This is a genomic window from Mumia spirodelae, assembly GCF_050632745.1.
Lineage (GTDB): Bacteria > Actinomycetota > Actinomycetes > Propionibacteriales > Nocardioidaceae > Mumia.
The window spans coordinates 661333-685569 of record NZ_JBODSD010000001.1 but is presented as its reverse complement, the minus strand read 5'-3'; the positions used below and the strand labels follow the sequence as shown (position 1 = coordinate 685569).

Genomic DNA, 24237 nt, shown 5'->3' with positions numbered 1-24237 from the left:
ACCGCTCAGCGTATTCACACCCGGGCCGTGTCCCGCCGGAACCGCCACACCGCGCCGGCGGCGAACACGACGACCCACACGAGCACGTTCAGCGCCGCGACCCACAGGTTGCCGTGGTCGCCGAGCGGCGCGCGGACGATCTCCGCCGCGCCGTACACCGGGGTGAACGTCGCGATCGTCGAGAAGACGTCCCCGAGCTGGTCGACCGGCACGAAGAGGCCGCCGGCGAACGACAGCACCGCCAGCACCGGACCGAGCACCTGCATGACGTTCTCGCTCGGCAGCAGGTAGCCCATGAACAGCCCGAAGGCGGCGAAGACCAGCGAGCAGACCCACGCGAGCAGCGCGCAGGCGAGCGTCCGGTCCCACGGCAGGCTCGCCCCGGACAGCCGTCCGACGACGTTGACCACGACCACCGACGCCCCGCCGAGCACCATCGCGACGCAGACCTTGACCGCGACGTACGCAACGGGGTCGAGCGGCGAGAGCCGCAGCTGCCGGCTCCACCCCAGCGCACGCTCGGTCGCCACCATCGCGCCTCCGCTGGTCGCCGCCACCATCGCGCCGTACAGCGCGAGGCTCACCATCACGTACGCCGTCACGTTGCCGGCTCCGGCCGACTCGTCCCGGTAGCTGCTGCTGGTGCCGAAGAGGAGGAAGAAGGCCGCCGGCATCACGAGCGTGAAGATCACGGTGCGCCGGTTGCGCAGCATCCGCCGCAGCTCCAGCCGCAGGAAGGTGGGCGAGAAGCCGCCCAGCCGCGGGACGCGGCGATCGAGGGCGGTGGTGCTCATGCGAGCGCTCCTTCGGTGGTACGGCGGGGGTCGGTGGTGAGAGCGACGAAAGCATCCTCCAGGTTCCGCGACGTGATCTCGACGTCCCGGGCGGCCGTGCTCGTGAGCAGGAAGCGGGCGACCGCGTCGCTGTCGTGGGCGCGAACCGACACGACGTCACCGCGGACCTCGACCGACTCCACCCCGGGGATCCGTGCGAGGGCCGTGCTGTCCGCCCCCGGGAGGGTCGCGCGCACCAGGCGTCCCGACGCGAGCGCCTTGATCTCGGCAGGAGTGCCGTCCGCGACGACCCGGCCGTGCCTCACCAGCACGATGCGGTCGGCGTACGCGTCGGCCTCCTCGAGGTAGTGCGTTGCGAAGAGCGTGGTCCGGCCGCGCACGGCGTCGGCGCGGATCGCGGCCCAGAAGTCCCGGCGGCCCTCCACGTCCATCCCGGTCGTCGGCTCGTCGAGGATCATGAGGTCCGGGTCGGGCAGCAGCGCCATCGCGAAGCGGAGCCGCTGCTGCTGGCCACCGGAGCACTTCCCGACCAGCCGGCCGCGGACGTCGGCGATCCCGGCGCGTTCGAGGACCTCCTCGACCGGGCGCGAGGACGGGTGCAGGCTCGCGACGAGCTCGACCGTCTCGCCCACGGTGTAGTCCTTCAGCAGGCCGCCGGTCTGCATCACCGCCGACACGGCGCCGCGAGCGATCGCCGCCCGCGGCGCCATCCCGTACACGCGGACCGATCCTGCGTCGGGCGACGCGAGGCCGAGGACCATGTCGATGGTGGTCGTCTTGCCGGCGCCGTTGGGTCCGAGGAACGCGACGACCTCCCCCGGCCGGACGGTGAGAGAGAGGTGGTCCACGGCCGTGACGGCGCCGCCTGCGGACGCGAACGTCTTCACGACGTCGTCGAGGAGCACCGCGGGGGCGCTCGCCGGGTCAGGGTTCTTCGTCATGTCCACGATCCTCGTCCGCGCCGGCTCCGCGGCCCTGCGCCGATCGTCACGACCTCGCCCTGACATCTGTCACGCCCGCCGTGAAGAATGAGCGCGTGCAGATCCCGAAGAAGCTCCTCCCGTCCGACGGCCGGTTCGGCTCCGGCCCGTCCAAGATCCCTCACGAGGCCGCGCAGGCCCTCGCCGCCTCCTCCGTGCTCGGGACCTCGCACCGCCAGGCCCCCGTCCGCGAGCTCGTCGGGTCCGTCCGCGCCCAGATGCGCGCCCTCTTCTCGCTCCCCGACGACTACGAGGTCGTGCTCGGGATCGGAGGTTCGACCGCGTTCTTCGACGCGGCAACGTTCGGCCTCGTCCGCAGCCGCAGCCAGCACCTCTCGTTCGGCGAGTTCGGCGCGAAGTTCGCCAAGGCCGCGGCAAGCGCCCCGTTCCTCGGCGACCCGACCGTCATCACGAGCGAGCCCGGGACCCACCCCGACCCGGTCGCCGAGGAAGGCGTCGACGTCTACGCGTGGACGCACAACGAGACGTCGACCGGCGTGATGGCTCCTGTCCGCCGCGTCGAGGGCGCGGACGCCGACGCGCTCATGGTCATCGACGGCACCTCGGCCGCCGGTGCGCTCCCGCTCGACGTCACCCAGAGCGACGTCTACTTCTTCGCGCCGCAGAAGGCGCTCGCGTCCGACGCCGGCCTGTGGTTCACCCTCATGTCGCCCGCGGCGCTGGCCCGCGTCGAGGAGATCACGGCGTCCGAGCGGTGGATCCCGGCCTTCTTCGACCTGTCCAGCGCGCTCGACAACTCGCGCAAGGACCAGACCTACAACACGCCGCCCCTCGCGTCGCTGTTCTGGATCGACCACCAGCTGCGCTGGATCCTCGACAACGGCGGCCTGGCCTGGTCGGTCGCGCGCTGCGAGGACTCGTCGTCACGGCTGTACGGCTGGGCGGAGCAGTCGTCGTACGCGACGCCGTTCGTCTCCGACCCCGGCAAGCAGTCCTCGACCGTCGTCACGATCGACCTGGAGGGCGTCGACGCGAAGGCCGTCTCGGCGCAGCTGCGCGACAACGGGATCGTCGACGTCGACGGCTACCGAGGGCTCGGCCGCAACCAGCTCCGGATCGCGACGTTCCCCGCGATCGAGCCGGACGACGTGTCGCTCCTGACGCAGTGCCTGGACTACGTGGTCGAGCGGTTGGACGACGGCCGCTAGTCGAGGTCGATGACGCCGCTCGCAGGGGCGAGCATCGCGGCGCGCTGGTCCTCGGGAAGCGTCAGCCGACCGATCGGCGACGGGAGGCCCTCGCTACCGATGAGGACCGACGTGCCGTCGGGCTCGCTCGCGAGCGACTCGCTCTGACGGGTCTCGGGGATGGTGGCCGACCACGTCTCCTTCCACGTCTGAGCGTCGAGGACGTGGACGCCGAGGTAGGTCCGCAGCACGACGCGGGCCCCGTCGGGGAGGTAGTCGCCGTCGGTGACGATCGCCGGGATCTCCGCCTCCGCGACCGGCTCGGCCTCGTTGACCTCGGTGGTGCTGAGCGACGAGGGGAGCCGGTAGAGCTGTCCGCCGAGCAGGCCCTTGGAGACGATGTACATCCCGTCGCCGGTCGGGTCGGCGAGCAGTGCCTCGGCGTCGGTGTTGCCGTCGGCGTAGCGGACGCGGTAGCGCGTCGGCTTGAGCTGCTTGTCCCCGATCACCGGCTCGTCGAGCGCGTACAGCGACACCGTCGACCGGATGGCGTCATTGTCACCGATGTCCGCGACCCACAGCGTCCCGTCCCGGTCGATCGCGAGCGCCTCGGGGTCGACGATCCTGTGCCCGACCAGCCGCGTCGACCCGACGACCTCGCCGGTCGCGATCTCGACCGCGTAGACGGTCGGCTCGTGACCGGAGTCGTTGATCGTGTACGCGAGGGCGGGATCGCGCCTGCTGACGACCAGCGCGCTCGACTCGGGGACCCGCGCGTCGGTGATCGTGCTCACCGGCTCCACCTGCGGCTCGGCGTCCGCCGCCCGCGCCTGCCGGGCCAGGGCGGTGACCAGCACGATGACGAGCAGGATCACGAGGAGCCCGGGGATCAGGGCCCTGCGGTGTCGCGGGTTCATGGACTCGGGGTCACTCCTGCTCGTGCTCGGCTCACTGCCCCCGACGGACGACAATATCTCCTCGGCGTGGGCGGAGTACACCCACGCGCACGGGTTGTCAGGCGCCGGCTTCGGCGAAGCGTCCTGCCAGCTCCTCGACGAGCTCCTTGCGCCCGTCCAGGACCAGCCCCGTCGCCGGGCCGCGGCCCCACAGCCAGAGGTAGAGGTCGTGCGGGTCACCGTCCAAGGTGAGCTCGGCGACGCCCTCCTCCCCACGGGTAACGCGCACCTCCGTCCGGGACATGTCGAGCGTCCACTCCCGCCCACCGGTGGCACGCACCCGCACCACCGCGTCGACCGGGTACGCCGTCTCGTCCTCCTCGTCCCACCACGGGCCGCCGACGAGGACGGTCAGGAACTCGTCGATGCCGTCGAGCGCCACCTCGTCCTCCACCCGCGTGACAGGGGCGTCCACGGCCTGCTCCGCGTCGACGCGGTGCATGGTCGCCTCCAGGGCCATCCGCCGGAACCAAAAACCGTTGGACTGGTCGTCGGGGTTCCACGTGTAGCGGACCTGCCGCGGGCCGCGCTGCTGGAGCTCGGCGAGCAGCGTCGCGGCCTCCTCGGTCAGCAGGCGGCGTACGTCGGTGGTGTCCAGCCCGCTGATCGGCCACGGGGGCTCGCTCGCGGTCCGCATCGACTCGACCTTGTGCCGGAAGACCCGTGCGACGTGCTCGAGCAGGTCGCGCACCGTCCAGCCGGGACAGCTCGGGACCGCCGCGTCGAGGTCGTCGGCGACCTCGAGCATCCTGTCCACCTCCGTGCGGATGACCGCGAGGTAGAGGTCCCACGGGAGCCGGTTCTCGACATCGGTCGGCGCCATGCCTCCCAGCGTGCCACGCTCGCCGGCCGGGACCAGGGTTTCTCGCGTGCTGGTCAAGCCTCTGCCCGCGCCACGGCGGGAGCGCCGGCCTCCCCGGCGTCCAGGCGACCCGCCTCGTCGAGCGCCTCCACCGCGTCGGTCGTCCGGACCGCGGCGCGAGGATCGCGCGGGACGACCGCGAGCCGCGGGCGTCGACGCAGGTCGAGCTGCAGGTGCAGCCCCGCCCGCAGGAGGTAGAACGCCGTGGCGGACACGATGCCGGCGCCGGCGACGACGCCGCCGAGGATCAGGGTCCACCGGGCGCCGAAGGTCTCGCCGATCCACCCGATCACCGGGGCACCGAGCGGCGTCCCGCCCATGAACACCATCAGGTAGAGCGCGGCGACCCGCCCGCGCATCTGCGGGGTCACGGTCAGCTGGATGTAGGCGTTGGCGGCGGTGATCATCGTCAGCGCGCTCAGACCGAGCAGCGGGAGCACGATCGCGAACGCGAGGTAGGTCGGCATCAGCCCGGAGGCCACCTCGACGGTCACGAAGACCATCGCGGCACCGACGACGAGGCGACGCGTGGGCCGCTCGCGCCGCGCGGCGAGCAGGGCGCCGGCGAGCGAGCCGATCGCCATCACCGAGCCGAGGATGCCGTACTCCGTCGCGCCCTTGCCGAAGACCTCGGTGGCCATCAGCGCGGACGTCATCTGGAAGTTCATCCCGAACGTGCCCACGAAGAACACCGTGGTCAGGATGAGGACGAGGTCCGGGCGGGAGCGGACGTAGCGGACACCGGCACGGACCGCGCCCTTGCCGCGCGAGGCCGGTGTGGCCGGACGCAGCTCCCTGACCCGCAGCGCCACCAGCGACATGAACACCGCGAAGTAGCTGACGGCGTTGAGGAGGATCACCCAGCCGGTCGCGACGACGCCCGAGCCGAGCGCGGCGATCATCACGCCCGCGACCGCCGGGCCGATCATCCGGCCGGAGTTGAACGAGGCGCTGTTGAGGCCGACCGCGTTGGCGAGGTCCTCCTTGCCGACCATCTCGACGACGAAGGACTGTCGCGCCGGAGCGTCGAAGGCCGTGCCGACACCGAAGAGGAAGGCCAGGACGTAGACGTGCCACGCCTGAGCGACGCCCGTGATCGCGAGGACGCCGAGCACGGCCGCGGGGACCGCCATCGCGACCTGCGTGACCATGAGGACGCGGCGCTTGGGGAAGCGGTCCGCGACCACGCCCGCGAGCGGGGAGAACAGCAGCGCCGGGAGCAGCTGCAGGCCCGTCGTGATGCCGAGCGCCGTACCGCTGCCGGTGAGGGCGAGCACGAGCCAGTCCTGGGCGACGCGCTGCATCCAGGTGCCGATGTTGGAGACGAGGGCCCCGGAGGCGTAGACGCGGTAGTTGCGGACGGAGAGCGAGCGGAAGGTGGGGCTCACTCGCTCACCACCAGCTTCTCGAGAAGCATGGTGGCGTCGCGGAGCACGGTGCGCTCCTCGGTGGTGAGGGCGGCGAGGCGGGAGGCGAGCCACGAGTCACGGCGGGCACGCTCGGCGTCGAGGATCGCGATGCCGTCGTCGCTGATGGAGACGACGACCTGGCGGCGGTCGGACGGGTGCGTCGCGCGGTCGGCGAGCCCCTTCTCGACGAGGCAGTTGACGGTGCGGGTGATGGACGGGGGCTGGACGTGCTCGAGCGAGGCGATGGCTCCTGGTGTCAACGGCCCGTGCTTGCGCAACGTCCCGAGCACGCTCATCTGGTTGGGCGTGAGGTCGGAGTGGCGCTCCTGACGGAGCCGGCGGTTGAGACGGGCCACCGACGTCGCGAGCTTCTGGGCGTCGGTAGGCATACGACCATGGTAGGTCGTTGCCGGTGTTAATTAAAGCTGTTAACGAATGGCGCCGGTCACCCGGCTCGGCGGGCCCGCCTCGGAGGACGGGCCGCCGGCCGGCGAGGGTCAGCTGACCCAGCGCGTGATCGGGTCGATCGCGAAGTAGACGAGGAACATCGCGGCGACCACCCACATCAACGGGTGCACCTGGCGGGCCTTGCCGCGGGCCACCTTGATGACCACGTACGACAGGAAGCCCGCACCGATGCCGACGCTGATCGAGTAGGTGAACGGCATCAGCGCGATCGTGAGGAACGCCGGGATCGCGAGCTCGATGTCCTTCCACGGGATGTCGATGACCTGCTGCATCATCAGGAAGCCGACGAGGACGAGCGCCGGGACCGCGGCCTCGTTCGGGATGTGCGCGACCACCGGCGAGAAGATCGTCGCCAGCAGGAACAGCACGCCGGTGACGATCGCCGACAGACCGGTGCGCGCGCCGTCGCCGACGCCCGAGGCCGACTCGACGTACGCGGTGTTGCTCGAGACGCTCGCGGCACCGCCGGCGACCGCGCCCAGCGAGTCGACGATGAGGATCCGCTGCGCGCCCTCGGGGGTGCCGTCCTCGTCGTTGAGGCCGGCCTCGGCCCCGATCGCGGTCATCGTCCCCATCGTGTCGAAGAAGTCCGCCAGGAGGAGGGTGAAGACGAACAGCACGGTCGTGACGACGCCGACCTGCTCGAACGAGCCGAGCAGCGAGAAGTTGCCGAGCAGCGAGAAGTCCGGCATGTCCACGAACGAGTCCGGGATGCTCGGGACGTTGAGGTTCCAGCCCTTGGACGTCGGGTCGCCGTTGGACGCGCCCGTGTCGGTGATGGCCTCGACGACGACGGCGATGACGGTCGTCGCGATGATGCCGAGCAGGATCGCGCCGCGCACACCACGGGCGTACAGCGCGATCATGATGACGAGCCCGACGCAGAAGACGAGGACCGGCCAGCCCGAGAGGCTGCCCCCGACGCCCAGCCCGATGGGAGGCGAGGCGTTGCCCGTGGTCCGGACGACGCCGGCGTTGACGAGGCCGACGAGTGCGATGAAGAGCCCGATCCCGACCGAGATCGCGGTCTTGATCGGCAGCGGCACCGCGTCGAAGACCGCCTTGCGGAAGCCGGTGAGGACGAGGACCAGGATGATGAGGCCCTCGAGGACCACGAGGCCCATCGCGTCGGCCCACGTCATCTGGCTGGCGATCGAGTAGGCGACGAAGGCGTTGAGGCCGAGCCCGGCCGCCATCGCGAGCGGGAAGTTGGCCACCGCGCCCATCAGGATGCTCATCACGCCCGCGACCAGCGCCGTACCAGCGGCGACGAGGGCGAACGCCTGGGCCTGGGAGCCGCCGCCGAGGTAGTTGCCGTCCACGTCCTGCACGCCGGCGATGATGATCGGGTTCAGCACGATGATGTAGGCCATCGTGAAGAAGGTGACGACTCCACCGCGGATCTCGCGGCCGACACTGGATCCTCGTTGCGAGATCTTGAAGAACCGGTCCAAGGATCCGGTTGCGGTCTGGGTGGACATGAGGCTCCTGACGGTACGAAGTAGGACGGTTCCCCCAGGGGAGTACTGTATGGGCGTGGCGGCAGGCAAGCGAAAGCTCACTTCGGACTCGACCCCGAGGCGTGGCCGTGGTCACAGTGACAGCCGTCGCGCCGGGAGTCGCAAGGCAGATCGTGCCGTGCCCGAGGAGCGCCCCGCAACCGGACGTCGCGCCGGTCAGGTCGTCTCTCCCGTCCCGCCCGAGCCCGCTCCCCCGGCCGCACCCGAGCCCGAGCCGGCGTCGACCGACGCGGTGGCACCCGAGCCCGCGGCTCCTCGACGCCGCACCCACGGGCTCGACCGGCCCGAGGTCACCGAGCTCGAGATCGGCAGCACCGTCCACCGCGTGGTCCCCGACCCCAAGCCGCTCGACATCGACGGCATCCGCACGATGACCGTCGGGTCGATCGTGTGGCTCGCGGCGCTGCTCGCACTGCTCCCGTTCCTCGGCACCCTGCAGCGCAACGGCGACGTGTGGTGGCTGTGGACCTGCCTCGCGGGCTTCGGCCTCGGGCTCCTCGGCGTCGAGTACTGCCGCCGCCGCAAGGCCGCCCTCGAGTCCGACGACGACGAGGCCGAGTCCGCGCGCTGAGCCCACCCGCGTACGACGAGGGGCCCTTCCCGATCGGGAAGGGCCCCTCGCTGCGTCTCCGCTCCGGTCAGCGCGCGCCGACCGGCTCCGCGAGCTCGTCGCTCTCGTCGGCGTCGTGCTTGCGCACCGTCGTCCGCAGCGGGACCTCCTTGATGAAGATCACCGCGACGAGGGCGATCACCGCGACGGCCGCGGCAACGAGGAAGATCTCGCCGGTCGCGTCACCGTACGAGGTGCGCACCAGGTCGGCGATCGGCTTCGGCATGCCCGCGAGGTCGAGCGTCCCGCCACCGCCGCTCTCGCCCGCCGGGATGCCCAGCTTCACCAGGCCGCTGGAGATCTTGTCGGTGACGCTCGAGGCGAGGATCGCTCCGAGGACCGAGACACCGACCGCGCCGCCGAGCGAGCGGAAGAACGCCACGGCGCCGGAGGTCGCCCCGACCTCGGTGATGTCGACGGTGTTCTGGACGGCGAGGACGAGGTTCTGCATGAGCATGCCCATGCCGAGGCCCATCATCACCATGAAGATCCACAGGTGCCACAGCGGCGTCGCGTGGTCGATGCTGCCGAGCAGCCCGAGTCCCGCGATGAGCAGGGCGGCCCCGGCGACCAGGAAGCCCTTCCACCGGCCGTACCGGACGATCAGGTTGCCCGAGCCGACCGTGCCGACGAGCGAGCCGATCATCATCGGGATCGTGATCAGGCCGGCCTGGGTGGGGGTGTAGCCGCGTGCGACCTGGAGGTACTGGCCGAGGAAGACAGAGCTTCCGAAGAGCGCGATACCGACCGCGATGCTCGCGATGATCGCCAGGGCCGTCGTCCGGTCCCGGAACACGCGCAGCGGCACCAGCGGCTCGGCGACCTTGGACTCGACCATGACGAACGCGATCGACGCGATGACCGTGCCGCCGACGAACAGCGCGCTCTGCCACGACACCCACGCGAACGAGTCGCCGGCGAAGGTCACCCACAGCAGCGGGAGGCTGGCCGCGATCGCGATCAGCACGGCGCCGACGTAGTCGACCTTGACGTCCTTCACGAGGGTCGGGAGCTTGAGGTAGCGCTGGAGCATGAAGAGGCTGAGGACGGCGAAGGGCACGCAGACGAAGAAGGTCCAGCGCCAGCCGAGGGCGGAGTCGACGATCACGCCGCCGACGAGGGGACCGCTCACGGTCGCGAGCGTCATCACGCCACCCATGTAGCCGCTGTAGCGACCCCGCTCCCGCGGCGGGATGATCGAGCCGATGATCGCCTGCGCCAGCGCGGTCAGGCCACCCATCGCGAGACCCTGCAGCCCGCGCGCGACGAGCAGGGTCGGGACGTTCGGCGAGAAGCCGGCCATCACGGACCCGACGACGAAGGTGATGATCGCGATCTGGATCAGCAGCTTCTTGTTGAGCAGGTCGGACAGCTTCGCCCAGATCGGCGTCGAGACGGTCATCGCCAGGAGCGAGGTCGTCACGACCCACGTGTACTGCGCCTGGGTGCCGTCGAGGTCGCCGATGATCGTCGGCAGGGCGTTGGCGACGATCGTCGAGCTCAGCATGCCGGTGAAGAGCGCGGCGAGGACGCCGATCATCACTTCCATGATCGTGCGGTGGTCGAGCTCCTCCGAGCTCTGGGGTGGAGCGGTGGTCACGAGGTGAGGTCCTCTCGTCGTACGGAAGGTGGTGCAGGTCTGGGGACGGCGCTCACGGCGCCACGAGCGACTCCGGCGCGGCGACCGGCCGTCCGTGCGCGTCGACGTGCTGGTCGAGCTCGTAGGCGACCCGGTCTGCGAACTCGCTGATCAGGTCGGCCATGCGTGAGGCCTCGACGTCGTCCCAGTCGGAGAACATGGCAAGGAACACGTCCGCGTAGCGCCGGGTGACCGCTTCCAGCCGCTCGCGGCCGACGTCGGAGAGCCGGATCAGTCCGACCCGCGCGTCTGCCGGGTCGGAGCGCCGCTCCACGAGCCCGTCGTGCTCGAGGCTGGCGATCTGGCGGCTGATGACCGAGGCGGTGACGCACTGGGCCTCGGCGAGGTCGCTCATCCGCTGCTCACCGTGGCGCTCCAGACGGCGCAGCACGGTGAGGTCGTTGCGTCGCAGACCGACCTCGAGGCGTTCCCAGCGGTGGTTGGACGAACGGAGCGCCCGGCCGAGCTTGCCCAGGACGCCGACCATCCGCTCCGCGGTCTCCTTGGTGAGCATGCGCACTCATCCCTTGCATAGTTGGTTTTGCAATGCAACTATATGTCCAATGCTTGCCGAACACAACTAATCAGAGGTGATGCGCGTCACCCAGGAACAGCGGCGGCGACGACCCCGAGCCGGAGCGGCGTCAGACGGGCTCGACGTCGCTGACGTCGTCGACCGTGACGGTGTCGTGCACCGGCGCGGAGACGCCTCGCGACGGCTGCTTCACCCGCGCCTCGGAGTGCGCGCCGCACCCGTGGTCGAAGGAGACCACCGACCCGTCGTCGTTGGCCATCGCGTTGGCGCAGACCCCGAACAGCGTGCCGAGCGGCGGAGACAGCCAGACCATGAACCCGCACGTGCGGCAGCGGCCAGGAGCCTGCTGCGCCATCGGGGTGTCGGGGCCGCGCTCACCGTCGTACCAGCGCTGCGCGGCGGCGTCCCGACCGAAGAGCGACAGGACCTCGTTGCGCCCCAGACCGACCTCGGCCGCCACGGGACGGACGGACGTGGGATCGATCTCGGCGTCGACGGCGTCGTCGCCGACGAACCATGCCGGCGCCAGCCGCGGGTCGTCCTCCTCGGGAGGAAGCATGTCGCCGGGGCTCATGTCGCCGGACCGCACGCGGTCCTTGTACGGCGTCCAGTCGGGCGAGACGATCGCGTCGTCGCCCGGCAGGAGCACGACCTCGTCGACCGTGACCTTCTTCTGCCGCGGAGCGCGCGCAACCGTGACCGACCAGTGCCAGCCTCGGTAGCCGGGCAGGGTCGTCGTGAAGACGTGGGTCACCACCCGGTCGCCCTCGGCCCGTGCGCCGAGGTGCTCACCGACCTGCTCCTCCCCCACCTCGTCGACCAGCGCCGCACGGGCGACGTCGACCGCTGCCGCGGCGACGGCGTCCAGCTTGGGCGCGCGCCCGGAGGTCGCTCGCACGCTCGTGGCACGGCTGGAGGCAGGCATGCGGCCATTCTTCCGTACGAGGCAAGTCCCGACCAGGCCGGGTCCACGCCCCGTCAGGGGGCGAGCTCGTCGGCCAGCGCACGCAGCAGGGCGGCCGTCTGCTTGGCCGTCCTGCCCTCGGGGAAGCGTCCGGCACGGAAGGTGCCCTCGACCTGGTCGAGCAGGCGGATGGTGTCCTCGACGATGACCACCATGTCCTCCGGCGGCTTGCGGCGCGCCTTCGCCTGCTGCTTGGCGACCGACGGCGTCGGGTCCATCACCCGCACCTGGAGCGCCTGGTCGCCCCGCCGGCCCGCCGCGATCCCGAACTCGACCCGCGTGCCGGGCTTCAGCGTGGTCACTCCCGCCGGCAGCGCGTCCGCGCGCACGAAGACGTCCTCACCGCCCTCGCGGCTCAGGAACCCGAACCCCTTGTCGGAGTCGTACCACTTGACCTTGCCAACGGGCACGGCTTGACCTCACCTTCGTCGCGGGCGGCGGCTCGCCGCAGGGACAACGCCCAAGCCTAGGCCACGACGCGGGGTGGCCACACCGCGTCCAGGACCCCGGGAATCTCGGCGAGCGAGGTGACCACGCGGACGGCGCCGGCGGCCTCCAGCTCCTCAGGGCTCGACGGCCCGGTCGTGACCGCGACGCCCGGGATCTCGGCGAGCACGGCGGCCTCCATGTCGTGGACGTGGTCACCGACGTACGCGACCGCGCCGAGCTCGCGCAGCGCGTCCGCCTTGCCCGTACGCCAGGCACGCCCGCGCACCTCGTCCGCGTGGAGCCCCAGGTGGTCCAGGTGCCGGCCGGCGTCAGGAGCGTTCTTGGCCGTGATCACGGCGACACGACCGCCGCGGTCGCGGACCGCGGCGAAGGCCTCGGCAGCGCCAGGAAGGAGGGTGATGCGCTCGATCGCGATCTGGGGGTAGAGCGAGCGGTAGAGATCGGCCATCGCCGGCACGTCGGCGTGCGGGAACCAGTGGCCCAGCTCCATCTCCACCGGAGGTCCGAGCCGGGACACGACGAGATCGGAGTCGATGTCCGCGCCGGTGCGCGCGGAGAGCTCGTCGTAGACGGCCTTGATCCCGGGACGAGAGTCGATCAGCGTCATGTCCAGGTCGAAGCCGACGAGCGGGGAGGTCCCGAGATCAGTGGTGGGCACTCCCGCAGGCTACGCGGTCTGACCGCGGCCTCACGACGAGGACTTGACCTCCCTCGTGACCCGCTCGACGCCGCCAGCGGCGGCCCGCCGGAGTGCGACCAGCTGCGCGATGCGCAGCCGAGCGGCCCTTCTCTGTCGTTCTGCAAGATCGATGTGCGACATCAGTGCCCCCTACACCTCGTGTCGTACCTTGTGCTCACTGTAGACGCGACAGGTACTCAGATTGTTTCCGTTCCTGGGTAACGGTTGCGTAACAGTGCGTGACAGGCTAGGAACCCGGCGCGTCATTGCGCCAGCCTTCGCGTGAGCGGCACCCGACCCCGGGTGACCAGCGCGGACGCCCCCGCGGCGATCAACGGGACGACCAGGACGATCGTCGCGAGGACCCCCCACGGGATGTCGATGATCGGGCCGTCGCCCGTGCCGTCGAGCGCTCCCCACCGGTCCGAGGTGAGCGGCCAGGTCGCCGCCAGGCCGGGCGCGAAGCCCACCACGACGCCCAGCGCCGCCCCGAGGATGCCCAGGACCACCGCTTGTGCCGCGGCGACGGCACGGCGGGTCCGCGGCCCTGCTCCGACGGCGGCGAGCGTCGCGAAGTCGGGGCGTGCGTCGGCGAGCGCGAGCCCGGTCGCGGTCAGCGTCCCGATCAGGACCGCGAGGCCACCCGCACCGATCAGGAGGAGCAGCTGCACGGTGAACGTCTCCTGGAAGCCGCGCTCGGTCCAGATGCCCTGGTCCCCGGGCAGCTCCTTCAGCGCCGCGCGGACGTCGCGGAGCTGCTGCGTACTCAGGGTCCCGCCAGCGATCGCCTGGCTGCGCTGGTACGGGATGGCGTGGGCCTGCGCGCTCTGCGGGCTGATCACCGCCTGCCCGACCCGCGGCTCGGGACCCTGAGGCACCGCCCCCATCGTGAGGTCCGCCGCCACCGCGTCGAAGGACACGGTGCGTGGCTCGGAGGACGCGCCGTCGCGGGTCTCCTCCGCCACCGCGATCCCGACCCTCCCCTGCCCGTCGAGAGCGGCCGGGTTCGCGACCAGCGCGTCACCGGAGCGCAGCCGCTCGCTCTGCTGCGGAGTCAGCTCGACCCCCCACGCCGCGAGCTCCTCGGGCGTCGCGACCGCGACCTGGGCGATCGACCACCCGTCCCACGCCTCGGTGTCGAGCGAGACGTCGATCCAGCCCGCTCCGTCGCTGTCACCGCTCTGCCCGCCGCTGCCGAGTGGCGTGAACGGGACGCCTGCGGCCGTGCCGGCCACCTCGGCCGCGTCGACATCGCCGCCCGGCTGGCTGAGCACGGTCGTCCCGAGCGGATAGGTGAACGTGTACGCCTGACGGCTCTGCTCGAAGTCGCTCGCACTGGCAATCGCGAGCGCGGTGAGACCGGCGACCGTCGCCATCACGGCGGCGACCGCAGGGGTGCTGCGCGAGCGCTGACGGGCGGTGTCGCGCACCGCCAGACGCAGGGCGAGCGGGAGTCGGGTCCCGACCCGCCCGACGGCGCCGATCACGAGCGGCGTGAGGAAGACGGCGCCGAGCACGATCGCGACCGTCGCGCCCGCGACGGCGACCTCTCCTCCCGGCTGGACACCAGCGGTGAAGCAGACCCCGAGCCCGACCACGACGAGGGCGGCTCCGACGAGCGGCCACCCGTGGCGCTGCCCGGGCGCCGTCCTCCGTGCGACGAGCGCGGCGGTGACGTCCTGGCCTGCGACCTGGCGAGCGGGCACCAGCGCGGCCAGCAGGGAGGCGACGACTCCGAGGACCACGGCGGCGGCGACCGCCGGCCACATGACGTCGTACGGCCCGAACGGCTCGTCCGCCCAGCGGGTGATCCCCGCCATCACGAGCGGCGCCACCCCGAGACCGAGCGCGGCGCCGACCAGCGATGATCCGACGCCGAGCACCGCGGCCTGGGCGAGCACGGTACGGCGCACGTCCGCGGGCGATCCACCGGCCGCCGCGACGAGGGCGAGGTCACGACGCTGACGGCGCACCCCGACGGCGAACGCAGGGCCGGCGAGCAGGACGACCTGGAGCACGATCGCGGTGACCACGATGACGAGCACTGCACGCTCGGTACCGTCACCCCCGTCCCACTCGTCCAGGTCGTACTGCTCCGACGCCGGCGGCGGGTTCTCCAGGACGTGCCTCGACGTCGCCCAGAACCCCGCGGCGTTGAGGCGCTGGACGTCGTCCCAGGTGACCGGGGCGTCGCGGACGATCAGGAAGTCGGTCGTCGTCTCCGGGTCTGCGACCCCCGGGAGGGTGCCGGGAAGCGCGACGACGCCCAGCGCGTCGGGGTACGGCCCGACGCTCCCGAACGTCCCCACGCCCACGACCGAGACGTCGCGTCCACCGAGGGTCACGGTGTCGCCGACCTCGACGTCGAGCCGCTCGCGCAACCGCGGGGTGACCACCACCTCGCCCGAGGCTTCGGGAACGTGCCCGTCCGAGAGGTCCAGCAGCGCGGCGGCCGCAGGCTCCCGGGTGTCGACCTCCAGCACCTCCTGCGGCTTGTCGAGGGCGAGACGGCGCCAGGACGAGCGGACCTCGAGGACGTCGGCGCCGGGCAGCAGCGCGCCCACCGCGCGCGCATCGGGCTCGGGCAGGGGCTCGGTGTCCGATCCGTCGAGGAACGTGCCCCCGTCCATCCCGTCCGGCGACTGCTGCACGGCACCGCCGCCCTGCCACGAGACCCGCGCGGCCGCTCCGCCCAGCTCGGCCGGCATGTTCTCGAGCGCCGAGATCTCGGAGCCGGCGTAGACGGTCGACAGCAGCACTGCCAACATCACCGGCGTCCCCACCATCACGGCGACCAGAGCGCTGCGTCCCTTCGACCGGCGGACGTCACGACGTGCCATGCGCAGCGCGAGCCGCCACCGGGCCACGGCGCCGCTCATGCGCGCGCCACCGCGCCGCCGACCGTCGCGGACGTCTCGCCCGCGTCCACGACGAGGCCGTCGCGGAGGAAGACGACGCGATCGGCCCACGCCGCGTGGCGTGCCTCGTGGGTCACCAGGAGGCCGGCTGCCCCGGCGTCGACGCGGCGCCGCAGGACGGCGAGCACCTCCTCGCCGGTCTCCGAGTCGAGGGCGCCCGTGGGCTCGTCGGCCAGCAGGACACGCCGCGGACCGACGAGGGCGCGAGCGATCGCGACCCGCTGCTGCTGACCGCCCGACATGTCGTCCGGGAACCGGTCGGCGAGCTGCGGCGTGCCGACCTCCTCGAGCGCGCGGAGCGCCTCGACCCGCGCGTCGCGAGCGCGGACGCCGTCGAGCTCCAGCGGCAGCGCGACGTTCTCGGCCGCGGTGAGGGCCGGGATGAGGTTGAGGTCCTGGAAGACGTACCCGAGCGCGCGCCGGCGGACGCGGGCGAGCTCCGTCCTGCCGTAGGAGTCGAGCGAGACCCCCTCGACCACGACCTCGCCGGCGGTGGGCGCGTCCAGGCCGCCCGCCAGGTTGAGCAGCGTCGACTTGCCGGATCCCGAGGGACCCATCACGGCGACGAGCTCACCGGCCCGGAGGACAAGGTCGACCCCGCGCAGGGCGTGGACGGCCGCGGCGCCGTCGCCGTGCGTGCGGTGCACGGCGCGCAGCTCGAGCAGGATCTCCGGCTGCCGGGGTGCGGTCATCGGTCGGTCTCCTCTACGGCGGTGGGGGTCGTACGACGGCGGCTGCGGCGGATCCTCGACTCCATGTGGTCGAGCCAGCGCACCTGTGCCTCGGTCGCGAAGATCGATCGCTCCAGCACCAGCTCGCGAGCGAGGTCGTCCTTGTCGACGGCGTTCCGCTTGGCGCGGGTCAGGACCTGGAGGTGCCGCATCGAGTCGGCCCGTTGGGTCTGGACCACCGAGGCGACGTCGACGTCGGGGAGGCTCACGCCGAGGGCGACCTTGATCGTCAGCTCGTCGCGGGGCTCGTGGTCAGGCGAGACCGACGAGGCGAACCACTCCCCCACGGCGGTCCGCCCGTGCGTGGTGAGCCGGTAGGTGATCCGCCCCTCGTCGTCGGCGTCGCCCTCCGGCTCGACGAGCCCGTCGCGCTGCAGACGGCCGAGGGTCGTGTAGACCTGCCCGACGTTCAGAGGCCAGGTGCCAGCGGTGCGGTCCTCGAACTCCGAGCGCAGCTGGGCCCCGTACATCGGCTGCTGCGACAACAGCGCGAGCAGCCCCTGCCGGATCGACATCCGCCCCCCCTATACCGAGTATTCATCCAGGTAGAGAGATGTATACCCGGTATGGGCCTGCGCTGGCAACCTCAACGCAAGGGCCCCACCGTGGAATCACGGTGGGGCCCTTGGCCGTGCGGTGGGAGCACCGCGAGCGCGACCGGTGTCAGGCGGCTCGGGTAGCGGCCTCCACGGCCGGCTCCAGCGCCTGGGCCACGATCTCGGCCACGTCCGTCATCGGACGGACGTCGATCGCCTCGAGGACCTCGGCCGGGACGTCGTCCAGGTCAGGCTCGTTGCGGTGCGGCACGAACACGGTCGTGAGTCCCGCCCGCTGCGCGGCGAGCAGCTTCTGCTTCACCCCGCCGATCGGGAGGACCCGACCGTTGAGCGTGACCTCGCCGGTCATGCCGACCTCGGAGCGGACCGGGCGTCCGGTCGCCGCCGAGACCAGGGCGGTCACCATCGTGACGCCCGCGGACGGGCCGTCCTTCGGGATTGCGCCGGCCGGCACGTGGATGTGGACGTGGCGGTCGAAGAACGCCGGGTCGACGCCCAGCGCGTCGGCGTGGGAGCGGACGTAGGAGTGCGCGATCTGCGCCGACTCCTTCATCACGTCGCCGAGCTGGCCGGTGAGCGTGATGCCCGGCTTGCCATCGGTCGGCGTCGCCTCGATGAAGAGGACGTCGCCGCCGAACCCGGTCACCGCCAGGCCGGTCGCCACGCCCGGCACCGCCGTACGCTCGTCGGACTCGGGCGTGAACCGCGGGCGGCCGAGGAACTCCTTCAGGTCAGGCTCGTCGACGACGACCGTGTCCTGCCCCGTCGCACCGGCGAGCTTCGTCGCGACCTTGCGGAGGATCTTCGCGAGGAGCCGCTCGAGCTGCCGGACGCCGGGCTCACGGGTGTAGTCCGCGACGATCTTGGCCAGCGCCGCGTCGGTCAGCCGGACCTCGTCAGCGTCCAGCGCCGCGCGCTCCAGCTGGCGGGGCCAGAGGAAGTCGCGCGCGATGGCTGCCTTGTCGTCGGCCGTGTAGCCGTCGAGCGTGACGAGCTCCATCCGGTCGAGCAGCGCCTGCGGGATCTGCTCGACGACGTTGGCCGTCGCCAGGAACAGCACGTCCGACAGGTCGAGGTCGAGATCCAGGTAGTGGTCGCGGAACGTGTGGTTCTGCGCCGGGTCCAGGACCTCGAGCAGGGCAGCGGCCGGGTCGCCCCGGAAGTCGGCACCGAGCTTGTCGACCTCGTCGAGCAGGACGACGGGGTTCATCGAGCCCGCCTCGTTGACCGCACGGACGATCCGACCGGGCAGTGCACCGACGTAGGTACGACGGTGGCCGCGGATCTCGGCCTCGTCGCGCACACCGCCGAGGGCGACGCGCACGAACTTCCTGCCGAGCGCGCGGGCGACCGACTCGCCGAGCGACGTCTTGCCGACACCGGGAGGGCCGGCGAGCACCATCACGGCGCCCGAGCCGCGTCCCCCGACGACCTGCAGGCCGCGCTGCGCACGGCGCGAGCGGACGGCCAGGTACTCGACGATGCGGTCCTTCACGTCGTCGAGACCGTGGTGGTCGGCGTCCAGCACCGCGCGAGCGCCGGCGACGTCGTCGTTGTCCTCGGTCTTCACGTTCCACGGGATGTCGAGGACGGTGTCGAGCCACGTGCGGAGGTAGCCCGTCTCCGGGTTCTGCTCCGACGAGCGCTCGAGCTTGTCGACCTCGCGCAGCGCCGCCGTACGGACGTCGTCGGGCAGGTCCGCCGCCTCGACGCGCTCGCGGTAGGAGTCGGCACCGTCGGGCTCGTCCTCGCCGAGCTCCTTGCGGATGGCGGCGAGCTGCTGGCGCAGCAGGAACTCGCGCTGGGTCTTGTCCATGCCCTCGCGGACGTCCTCGGCGATCTTCTCCGCGACGTCGGCCTCGGCGATGTGGTCCTTGATCCAGCCGGCCACGAGCTCGAGGCGCTCGGCCGTGCTCGGCGTCTCGAGGAGCTGGCGCTTCTGGACGTCGGTCAGGTACGGTGCCCAGCCGGCGAGGTCGGCGAGCTGGGACGGGTCGGTGACCTGGTTGACCTGGTCGACGACCTGCCAGGCGTCACGACGCTGCAGGTTGGCGATCACCAGGGACTTGTACTCCTTGGCGAGCTCGCGGACGTGGTCGTCGACGACGCCCTCGTCGACCTCCTCGGCCTCCACCCACAGGGCGGCGCCGGGGCCGGTCACGCCGGTGCCGATGCGGGCGCGGCGGTGGGCCTTGAGGACGGCGGCGGGCTCGCCGGTCTGGGTGCGCCCGATCTGCAGGATCTCGGCCACCACGCCGTACGAGGCGTAGCGGTCCTCGAGCCGCGGGGCGACGAGAAGTCGGTCTCCGGAGCTGGCGCGCGCGGCGTCCACCGCAGCGCGAGCAGCCTCGTCGAGCTCGATCGGCACGACCATCCCCGGGAGGAGGACGGGCTCGGTCAGGAACAGGACGGGCAGCTGCTGGGGGGCGTGTGCCTCTGTCATGAGCAACCTTTCAAAGTTGAGCGTGCCCTACTCAACTTCGATGAGGCTCCGCTTGTTCCCCTGGTGCGGCCGATTCCGTTCGCCCCGGGCGAACAGGCCCGGAGTGGTGCTCGGGATGGGGCGGCAGCTCGACCGGCGTCCTGGCCTCGGGCCGCCCGAACATCACCCGGATCGACTCGAAACCCTTGTGACGCTGGGCCTTCGCGTAGTCCGAGTAGGCGCGCTGGTCGGCCTTGGTGAGGTTCACGTTGTCGGTGAACGGCGTGAGGAGCGCCCGCGGGTAGAGCCGCTTGGTCCGGACGACGTTGATCTGCACGCCGATCATCGCCATCACCGCGCCGATGTAGATCAGGCCCATCATCCCGAGGACCACGGCGAAGATCTGGTTGAGGTTGCTGGAGCGGGCGATCACGTGCTGGACGTACGCCGTGCCGGCCAGCTGCAGCCCCTGCCACAGGATCGCGACCGCGAACGCTCCCGGCGCCGCCGCGCGGAAGCTGTGCTTGCGGGCGGAGGCCAGGAGGAAGAGCACGGTGAACGCGAGGCCGCTCAGGATCAGGGTCCCGCCACGCGCCAGCCACCCGGCCCACCGGTGCTCGTCGGAGAACCACGGGTTGGTCGACAGAAAACCGGTGAGACCCGCGATCGTCAGCAGGGCGAACCCGGCGAAGCCGAGCATCAGCAGGCTCCGGCCCCGGCCGAGGAACGGGTTGGGACGCGAGTTGCGCGGCACCGCCCAGGCGACGTTCATCGCGTACTGCGACGACTGCCCGAGACCGAGGACGCCGTAGACCGCGACCAGGGCGCCGAAGACCACCGCGGTCGCCGAGCCGTGCAGACCCTCGGTGCTCTCGATCTGGTCGCTGATGATCGGGAAGCTCCCGATCGCGGTGTCGAGCAGCTGCTCGCGCAGGGCCTCGTCGTTCTGGAGGAAGAAGCCGAGGATGCTCGAGCCGATGAGCATCAGGGGGAAGATCGCCACGAAGGCGTAGTAGGTGACGGCGGCCGCGATGTAGTTGCTCGAGTCGTCGAAGAACTTGTAGGTGACCGCGATGGGGAACCCGACGAACGGGTGGGCCCGCTGGTAGCGGTCGATCCGCTCGACGACTGACACCCCGCAAAACTACCTGTTGCAGGGACCGCATGGGTTGACAACACTCCCCGGCCGCCGGTAGCTCACGCGGTCGGGCCGATCCCCAACGCGTCGAGCCCCAGAAGATCGACCGAGCGCTCCCGCATCTCGACCTTGCGGATCTTGCCGGTCACCGTCATCGGGAACTCGTCGACGACCACGACGTAGCGCGGGATCTTGTGGCGCGCGAGGCGTCCGGTGCAGAACTCCCGCACCCGCTCGGCGTCGAGCGGCGCGGCTCCCTCGCGCAGGCGCACCCACGCGCAGAGCTCCTCGCCGTAGCGCTCGTCGGGCACCCCGACGACGGACACGTCCGCGACGTCGGGGTGGGTGTAGAGGAACTCCTCGATCTCGCGGGGGTAGAGGTTCTCACCGCCGCGGATCACCATGTCCTTGATCCGGCCGACGATGTTCGCGTAGCCGTCGTCGCGCATCACGGCGAGGTCGCCGGTGTGCATCCAGCGGGCGGAGTCGATCGCGGCGGCGGTCTTCTCGGGCTCTCCCCAGTAGCCGAGCATCACCGAGTAGCCACGCGTGCACAGCTCGCCGGCCTCCCCGCGCGGCACCGTGAGGCCGGTCAGCGGGTCGATCACCTTCACCTCGACGTGCGGGTGAACCCTCCCGACGGTCTCGGTGCGGCGCTCGACGTCGTCGTCGGGCCGGGTCTGCATCGACACCGGCGACGTCTCCGTCATGCCGTAGGCGATCGAGACCTCGGTCATGTGCATCTCGCTGATGCAGCGCTTCATGACCTCGACCGGGCACGGGGAGCCCGCCATGATCCCGGTCCGCAGGGACGAGAGGTCGTACGAGGAGAAGCCCGGGAGGTCCTGCTCGGCGATGAACATGGTCGGGACGCCGTACAGGGCCGTGCAGCGCTCGTCCTGGACCGCCTGCAGCGTGGCGGCGGGTTCGAAGGTCGGCGCCGGGTAGACGATCGTCGCGCCGTGCGTCGTGCAGCCGAGGTTGCCCATCACCATCCCGAAGCAGTGGTAGAGCGGGACCGGGATGCAGAGGCGGTCCTGCTCGGTGAACCCGATCGTCTCGGTCGTGAGGTAGCCGTTGTTGAGGATGTTGTGGTGGCTGAGGGTGGCGCCCTTCGGGAACCCGGTCGTGCCGGACGTGTACTGGATGTTGATCGGGTCGTCCGGCCCCAGCTCGTCCATCCGCGCCGCCACCGCGCCCTCGGGCTGTCCCGCGCCCGCGGTGACGAGCTGCTCCCAGGAGTCCGTGCCGATCTCGACGACGTCGGTGAGCGCCGCGCACTCCGGACGGACCGCCTGGACCATCGCGCGGTAGTCGCTGTCCTTGTACGCGACCGCGGTCACGAGCATGCGCATGCCGGACTGGTTCACGACGTAGGCGAGCTCGTGGGTCCGGTAGGCGGGGTTGACGTTCACGAGAATGGCGCCGACCTTCGCGGTCGCGTACTGCAGCAGCGTCCACTCCGCGCACGTCGGCGACCAGATGCCGACCCGGTCGCCCTTCGCGATGCCGCGCGCGAGCAGGCCCCGGGCGAGCGCGTCGACGTCGGCGTCGAGCTCGGCGTACGTCCAGCGTCTCCCGGTCCAGACCTCGACCAGCGCCTCGCGGTCCCCGAACCGCGCCACCGCCCGCTCGAGGTTGGCGCCGATCGTGTCGCCGAGGAGGGGGGCGGCTCCGGTGCCGGAGGCGTACGAGGGCAGGTGGGGTGTGACCGGCGTCATACCGGCGAGTCTAGGCGCGCGTCAGTCGCACGTGCAGAGGCAGAACGGGTGCCCGGCCGGGTCGGCGTAGACCCGGAAGCCCCGCACCTTCTCCTCGCCCGGAGCGGGCGGCTCGACGGGCTGGAGCGGCGTCGCGCCGAGCGAGACCGCGAGCGCGTGCGGCGCCTCGTACGCGTCGACCGCGAGGTCGAGGTGCGCCTGCTGCGGCACACCGTCGGGCCACTGCGGCGGCTCGTGGTCGTCGACGCGCTGGAACGACAGGACGGACCCACCGCCCTCGAGCTCGGCCCACGCGTCGGTGCTGTGCTCGGCGACCCGGACGCCGAGGAGGCTCGCGTAGAAGTGCGCCAGCGCGAGCGGGTCCGGGCAGTCGAGCACGTACGCGCCCAGGCGGACGCCGGTGAGGCTCATACAGCGCAGCCCATCGCACGCGACGGGCGCAGCTTCGCGCCGGCACGGACCGGCCGGCGGCGGGTCGCGGCGCCGTCGCGGTCGACGGAGTCGCGGGCGGCGCGGGCCCGGCGGTGACGCTCCTCGCGCTCGAGGTTGTCCTGGGTGATCAGGTACGCGGCCCACGGATGCATGACGGCCTCCTCCATCGGTAACTGTCATCCACATTTTGCCAGTTACGGCCCTGGGGTGCAACCGGTGAACGAGTTATGGTGGTTGCATGAGCGAGTACGACGACGCCGGCGCGGATCCTGCCGACCGGGTGGTCGCGTTCCTCAACACGCTCGACGTGGAGGACGGCATCGACCAGCTGGCGACGACCGAGTCCTTCGCGACCTGGTCCGGCCGCCGGCAGAGCGACGCCGACGTCGCCGCGGCGCGCCAGCTGCGCGACCACCTGCGGGCCCGGGCCGCGGGCGAGCCGCCGGCGGGCGGGCCGCTGCGGGTGGGGGTCGACGTGGTCCTCGACGACGGCGCCACGCTCGCCGGGACCGACGTCGTGGCCGAGGTCGCCGCGGCCGCTGCCCGGCTCGCGATCGAGGGGCGGCTGGAGCGCGTGAAGATCTGCCCGGCCGACGACTGCCGGTGGGCGTTCTACGACCGTTCGAAGAACCGGTCGCGCCAGTGGTGCTCGATGGAGGTCTGCGGCAACCGCGCGAAGGTCCGCACGCACCGCGAGCGCAGCACGGAGGGGGTACGGGGCTGACGCCCCGCACCCCCGGATCCGTCCGCGGCGTCCAGGAGAGCCGGGTCGGGCTCACGGGCGACGCGGTCGAGCAGGGAGTCCGGGCTCACGACACGTCCGCGTGCTTCCGGACGCCCGCGACCACCTGGTCGAACCGCCCGCGGTCGAGGACCGCACCCTCGCGACGGACCTTCGCAGGGTCGACGGTGATCAGCCGGTCCAGCCGCACCTCGCTGGGACGCCCCTGCCGGTCCCAGCCGCCGGAGCCGATGTCGAGCCAGTAGCGGCCCCAGCGCGCCTCGTCGGCGGCGTCGCGGTCGTGGTCCTTGCTGGTGAGCGTCACGGCGAGGAGGGCTGCGCCGCGACGCCCGACGATCAGCACCGGCCGGTCCTTGCCCTGGCGCGGGTCGTCCTCGTACGGGACCCAGGTCCAGACGATCTCGCCCGGGTCGGGCTGCCCGTCGGGCTTCGGGGCGTACGTCATGTCGAGCCCCGTCGTCCTGCGCGAGGGGGTCAGCGTGGAGACGAGCCGGGTGAGCAGGTCGCGGGTCCTGGGCATGGCCCGAAGCGTAGTGCGGGTCGTGCCGGCCACCGGACTACC

The 24237-nt window shown here is 71.6% G+C and carries 24 protein-coding genes; 3 read left to right on the top strand and 21 right to left on the bottom strand.

The features are described 5' to 3' along the window. Positions 1 to 14: 14 nt before the first annotated feature. Together ACQSSQ_RS03385 and ACQSSQ_RS03380 are read right to left on the bottom strand one after the other, a co-directional pair. A complete protein-coding gene (locus tag ACQSSQ_RS03385; RefSeq protein WP_431325624.1) occupies positions 15 to 794 on the bottom strand; it encodes an ABC transporter permease in 780 nt (259 codons plus the stop codon). Beyond that, positions 791 to 1735, bottom strand: a complete 945-nt coding sequence (locus tag ACQSSQ_RS03380; protein WP_431325623.1) for an ABC transporter ATP-binding protein — start codon at positions 1733 to 1735, stop codon at positions 791 to 793. The genes ACQSSQ_RS03385 and ACQSSQ_RS03380 overlap by 4 nt, the downstream gene beginning before the upstream one ends. Positions 1736 to 1830: 95 nt before the next feature. Here ACQSSQ_RS03380 and serC point away from each other — a divergent pair, with 95 nt between their 5' ends. Continuing rightward, positions 1831 to 2943, top strand: a complete 1113-nt coding sequence (gene serC / locus ACQSSQ_RS03375) for a phosphoserine transaminase (protein ID WP_431325622.1) — start codon at positions 1831 to 1833, stop codon at positions 2941 to 2943. Here serC and ACQSSQ_RS03370 read toward each other — a convergent pair. The 5 genes from ACQSSQ_RS03370 to ACQSSQ_RS03350 all read right to left on the bottom strand — a co-directional run bounded on the left by ACQSSQ_RS03370 (position 2940) and on the right by ACQSSQ_RS03350 (position 8098). Further along, positions 2940 to 3839, bottom strand: coding sequence for a hypothetical protein (locus tag ACQSSQ_RS03370; protein WP_431325621.1), 900 nt, complete (start codon positions 3837 to 3839; stop codon positions 2940 to 2942). The genes serC and ACQSSQ_RS03370 overlap by 4 nt on opposite strands. Positions 3840 to 3936: 97 nt before the next feature. Then, complete coding sequence (locus ACQSSQ_RS03365; RefSeq protein ID WP_431325620.1) at positions 3937 to 4701, bottom strand: maleylpyruvate isomerase family mycothiol-dependent enzyme; 765 nt, start codon at positions 4699 to 4701, stop codon at positions 3937 to 3939. A gap of 53 nt (positions 4702 to 4754) precedes the next feature. Next, positions 4755 to 6128: an MFS transporter gene (locus tag ACQSSQ_RS03360; RefSeq protein WP_431325619.1), complete on the bottom strand. Its 1374-nt coding sequence runs from the start codon at positions 6126 to 6128 to the stop codon at positions 4755 to 4757. Then, positions 6125 to 6538 carry a MarR family winged helix-turn-helix transcriptional regulator gene (locus tag ACQSSQ_RS03355; protein WP_431325618.1) on the bottom strand — a complete coding sequence of 138 codons (414 nt, stop codon included), beginning with the start codon at positions 6536 to 6538 and terminating at the stop codon, positions 6125 to 6127. Before ACQSSQ_RS03355 ends, ACQSSQ_RS03360 begins: the two co-directional genes overlap by 4 nt. Before the next feature lie 108 nt (positions 6539 to 6646). Further along, positions 6647 to 8098: an NCS2 family permease gene (locus ACQSSQ_RS03350; RefSeq protein ID WP_431325617.1), complete on the bottom strand. Its 1452-nt coding sequence runs from the start codon at positions 8096 to 8098 to the stop codon at positions 6647 to 6649. Between the two features lie 157 nt (positions 8099 to 8255). Here ACQSSQ_RS03350 and ACQSSQ_RS03345 point away from each other — a divergent pair, with 157 nt between their 5' ends. Continuing rightward, positions 8256 to 8708: a DUF2530 domain-containing protein gene (locus ACQSSQ_RS03345; protein WP_431325616.1), complete on the top strand. Its 453-nt coding sequence runs from the start codon at positions 8256 to 8258 to the stop codon at positions 8706 to 8708. A 67-nt stretch (positions 8709 to 8775) separates the two neighbouring features. Here the strand turns inward: ACQSSQ_RS03345 and ACQSSQ_RS03340 are convergent, their stop codons facing one another. The 13 genes from ACQSSQ_RS03340 to ACQSSQ_RS03280 form a co-directional block, all read right to left on the bottom strand. After that, complete coding sequence (locus ACQSSQ_RS03340; protein ID WP_431325615.1) at positions 8776 to 10347, bottom strand: MFS transporter; 1572 nt, start codon at positions 10345 to 10347, stop codon at positions 8776 to 8778. Positions 10348 to 10399: 52 nt separating this feature from the next. Next, the gene (locus ACQSSQ_RS03335) at positions 10400 to 10900 is read right to left on the bottom strand and encodes a MarR family winged helix-turn-helix transcriptional regulator (RefSeq protein ID WP_431325614.1); all 501 of its coding nucleotides are present in this window, start codon (positions 10898 to 10900) and stop codon (positions 10400 to 10402) included. Positions 10901 to 11030: 130 nt separating this feature from the next. Next, on the bottom strand, positions 11031 to 11846 hold the full coding sequence (locus tag ACQSSQ_RS03330) for a DUF3027 domain-containing protein (protein ID WP_431325613.1): 816 nt from the start codon (positions 11844 to 11846) through the stop codon (positions 11031 to 11033). A 53-nt stretch (positions 11847 to 11899) separates the two neighbouring features. Next, on the bottom strand, positions 11900 to 12295 hold the full coding sequence (locus tag ACQSSQ_RS03325; protein WP_431325612.1) for a cold-shock protein: 396 nt from the start codon (positions 12293 to 12295) through the stop codon (positions 11900 to 11902). A 56-nt stretch (positions 12296 to 12351) separates the two neighbouring features. Continuing rightward, positions 12352 to 12993, bottom strand: a complete 642-nt coding sequence (locus ACQSSQ_RS03320; protein WP_431325611.1) for an HAD family hydrolase — start codon at positions 12991 to 12993, stop codon at positions 12352 to 12354. A 284-nt stretch (positions 12994 to 13277) separates the two neighbouring features. Then, entirely contained in the window at positions 13278 to 15893 is a 2616-nt protein-coding gene (locus ACQSSQ_RS03315; protein WP_431325610.1) for an ABC transporter permease, read from the bottom strand. Then, positions 15890 to 16624 (bottom strand): ABC transporter ATP-binding protein, encoded by a 735-nt coding sequence (locus tag ACQSSQ_RS03310; RefSeq protein ID WP_431325609.1) that lies wholly within the window; start codon positions 16622 to 16624, stop codon positions 15890 to 15892. The genes ACQSSQ_RS03315 and ACQSSQ_RS03310 overlap by 4 nt, the downstream gene beginning before the upstream one ends. Further along, entirely contained in the window at positions 16621 to 17178 is a 558-nt protein-coding gene (locus tag ACQSSQ_RS03305) for a PadR family transcriptional regulator (RefSeq protein ID WP_431325608.1), read from the bottom strand. Before ACQSSQ_RS03305 ends, ACQSSQ_RS03310 begins: the two co-directional genes overlap by 4 nt. 148 nt (positions 17179 to 17326) lie before the next feature. Beyond that, positions 17327 to 19663 (bottom strand): endopeptidase La, encoded by a 2337-nt coding sequence (gene lon, locus ACQSSQ_RS03300; protein ID WP_431325607.1) that lies wholly within the window; start codon positions 19661 to 19663, stop codon positions 17327 to 17329. 31 nt (positions 19664 to 19694) lie between these two features. After that, positions 19695 to 20777 carry a YihY/virulence factor BrkB family protein gene (locus ACQSSQ_RS03295; RefSeq protein WP_431325606.1) on the bottom strand — a complete coding sequence of 361 codons (1083 nt, stop codon included), beginning with the start codon at positions 20775 to 20777 and terminating at the stop codon, positions 19695 to 19697. Positions 20778 to 20839: 62 nt separating this feature from the next. Then, positions 20840 to 22501 (bottom strand): AMP-binding protein, encoded by a 1662-nt coding sequence (locus ACQSSQ_RS03290; RefSeq protein ID WP_431325605.1) that lies wholly within the window; start codon positions 22499 to 22501, stop codon positions 20840 to 20842. Between the two features lie 21 nt (positions 22502 to 22522). Further along, positions 22523 to 22912 carry a VOC family protein gene (locus tag ACQSSQ_RS03285; protein ID WP_431325604.1) on the bottom strand — a complete coding sequence of 130 codons (390 nt, stop codon included), beginning with the start codon at positions 22910 to 22912 and terminating at the stop codon, positions 22523 to 22525. Further along, positions 22909 to 23085: a hypothetical protein gene (locus ACQSSQ_RS03280; RefSeq protein WP_431325603.1), complete on the bottom strand. Its 177-nt coding sequence runs from the start codon at positions 23083 to 23085 to the stop codon at positions 22909 to 22911. Before ACQSSQ_RS03280 ends, ACQSSQ_RS03285 begins: the two co-directional genes overlap by 4 nt. Positions 23086 to 23171: 86 nt before the next feature. On the opposite strand from ACQSSQ_RS03280, the gene ACQSSQ_RS03275 reads away from it, so the two are divergent. After that, positions 23172 to 23657: a CGNR zinc finger domain-containing protein gene (locus ACQSSQ_RS03275; RefSeq protein ID WP_431325602.1), complete on the top strand. Its 486-nt coding sequence runs from the start codon at positions 23172 to 23174 to the stop codon at positions 23655 to 23657. A gap of 85 nt (positions 23658 to 23742) precedes the next feature. Here ACQSSQ_RS03275 and ACQSSQ_RS03270 read toward each other — a convergent pair whose 3' ends face one another. After that, positions 23743 to 24195 carry a type II toxin-antitoxin system PemK/MazF family toxin gene (locus tag ACQSSQ_RS03270; protein ID WP_431325601.1) on the bottom strand — a complete coding sequence of 151 codons (453 nt, stop codon included), beginning with the start codon at positions 24193 to 24195 and terminating at the stop codon, positions 23743 to 23745. Positions 24196 to 24237 lie beyond the last annotated feature (42 nt).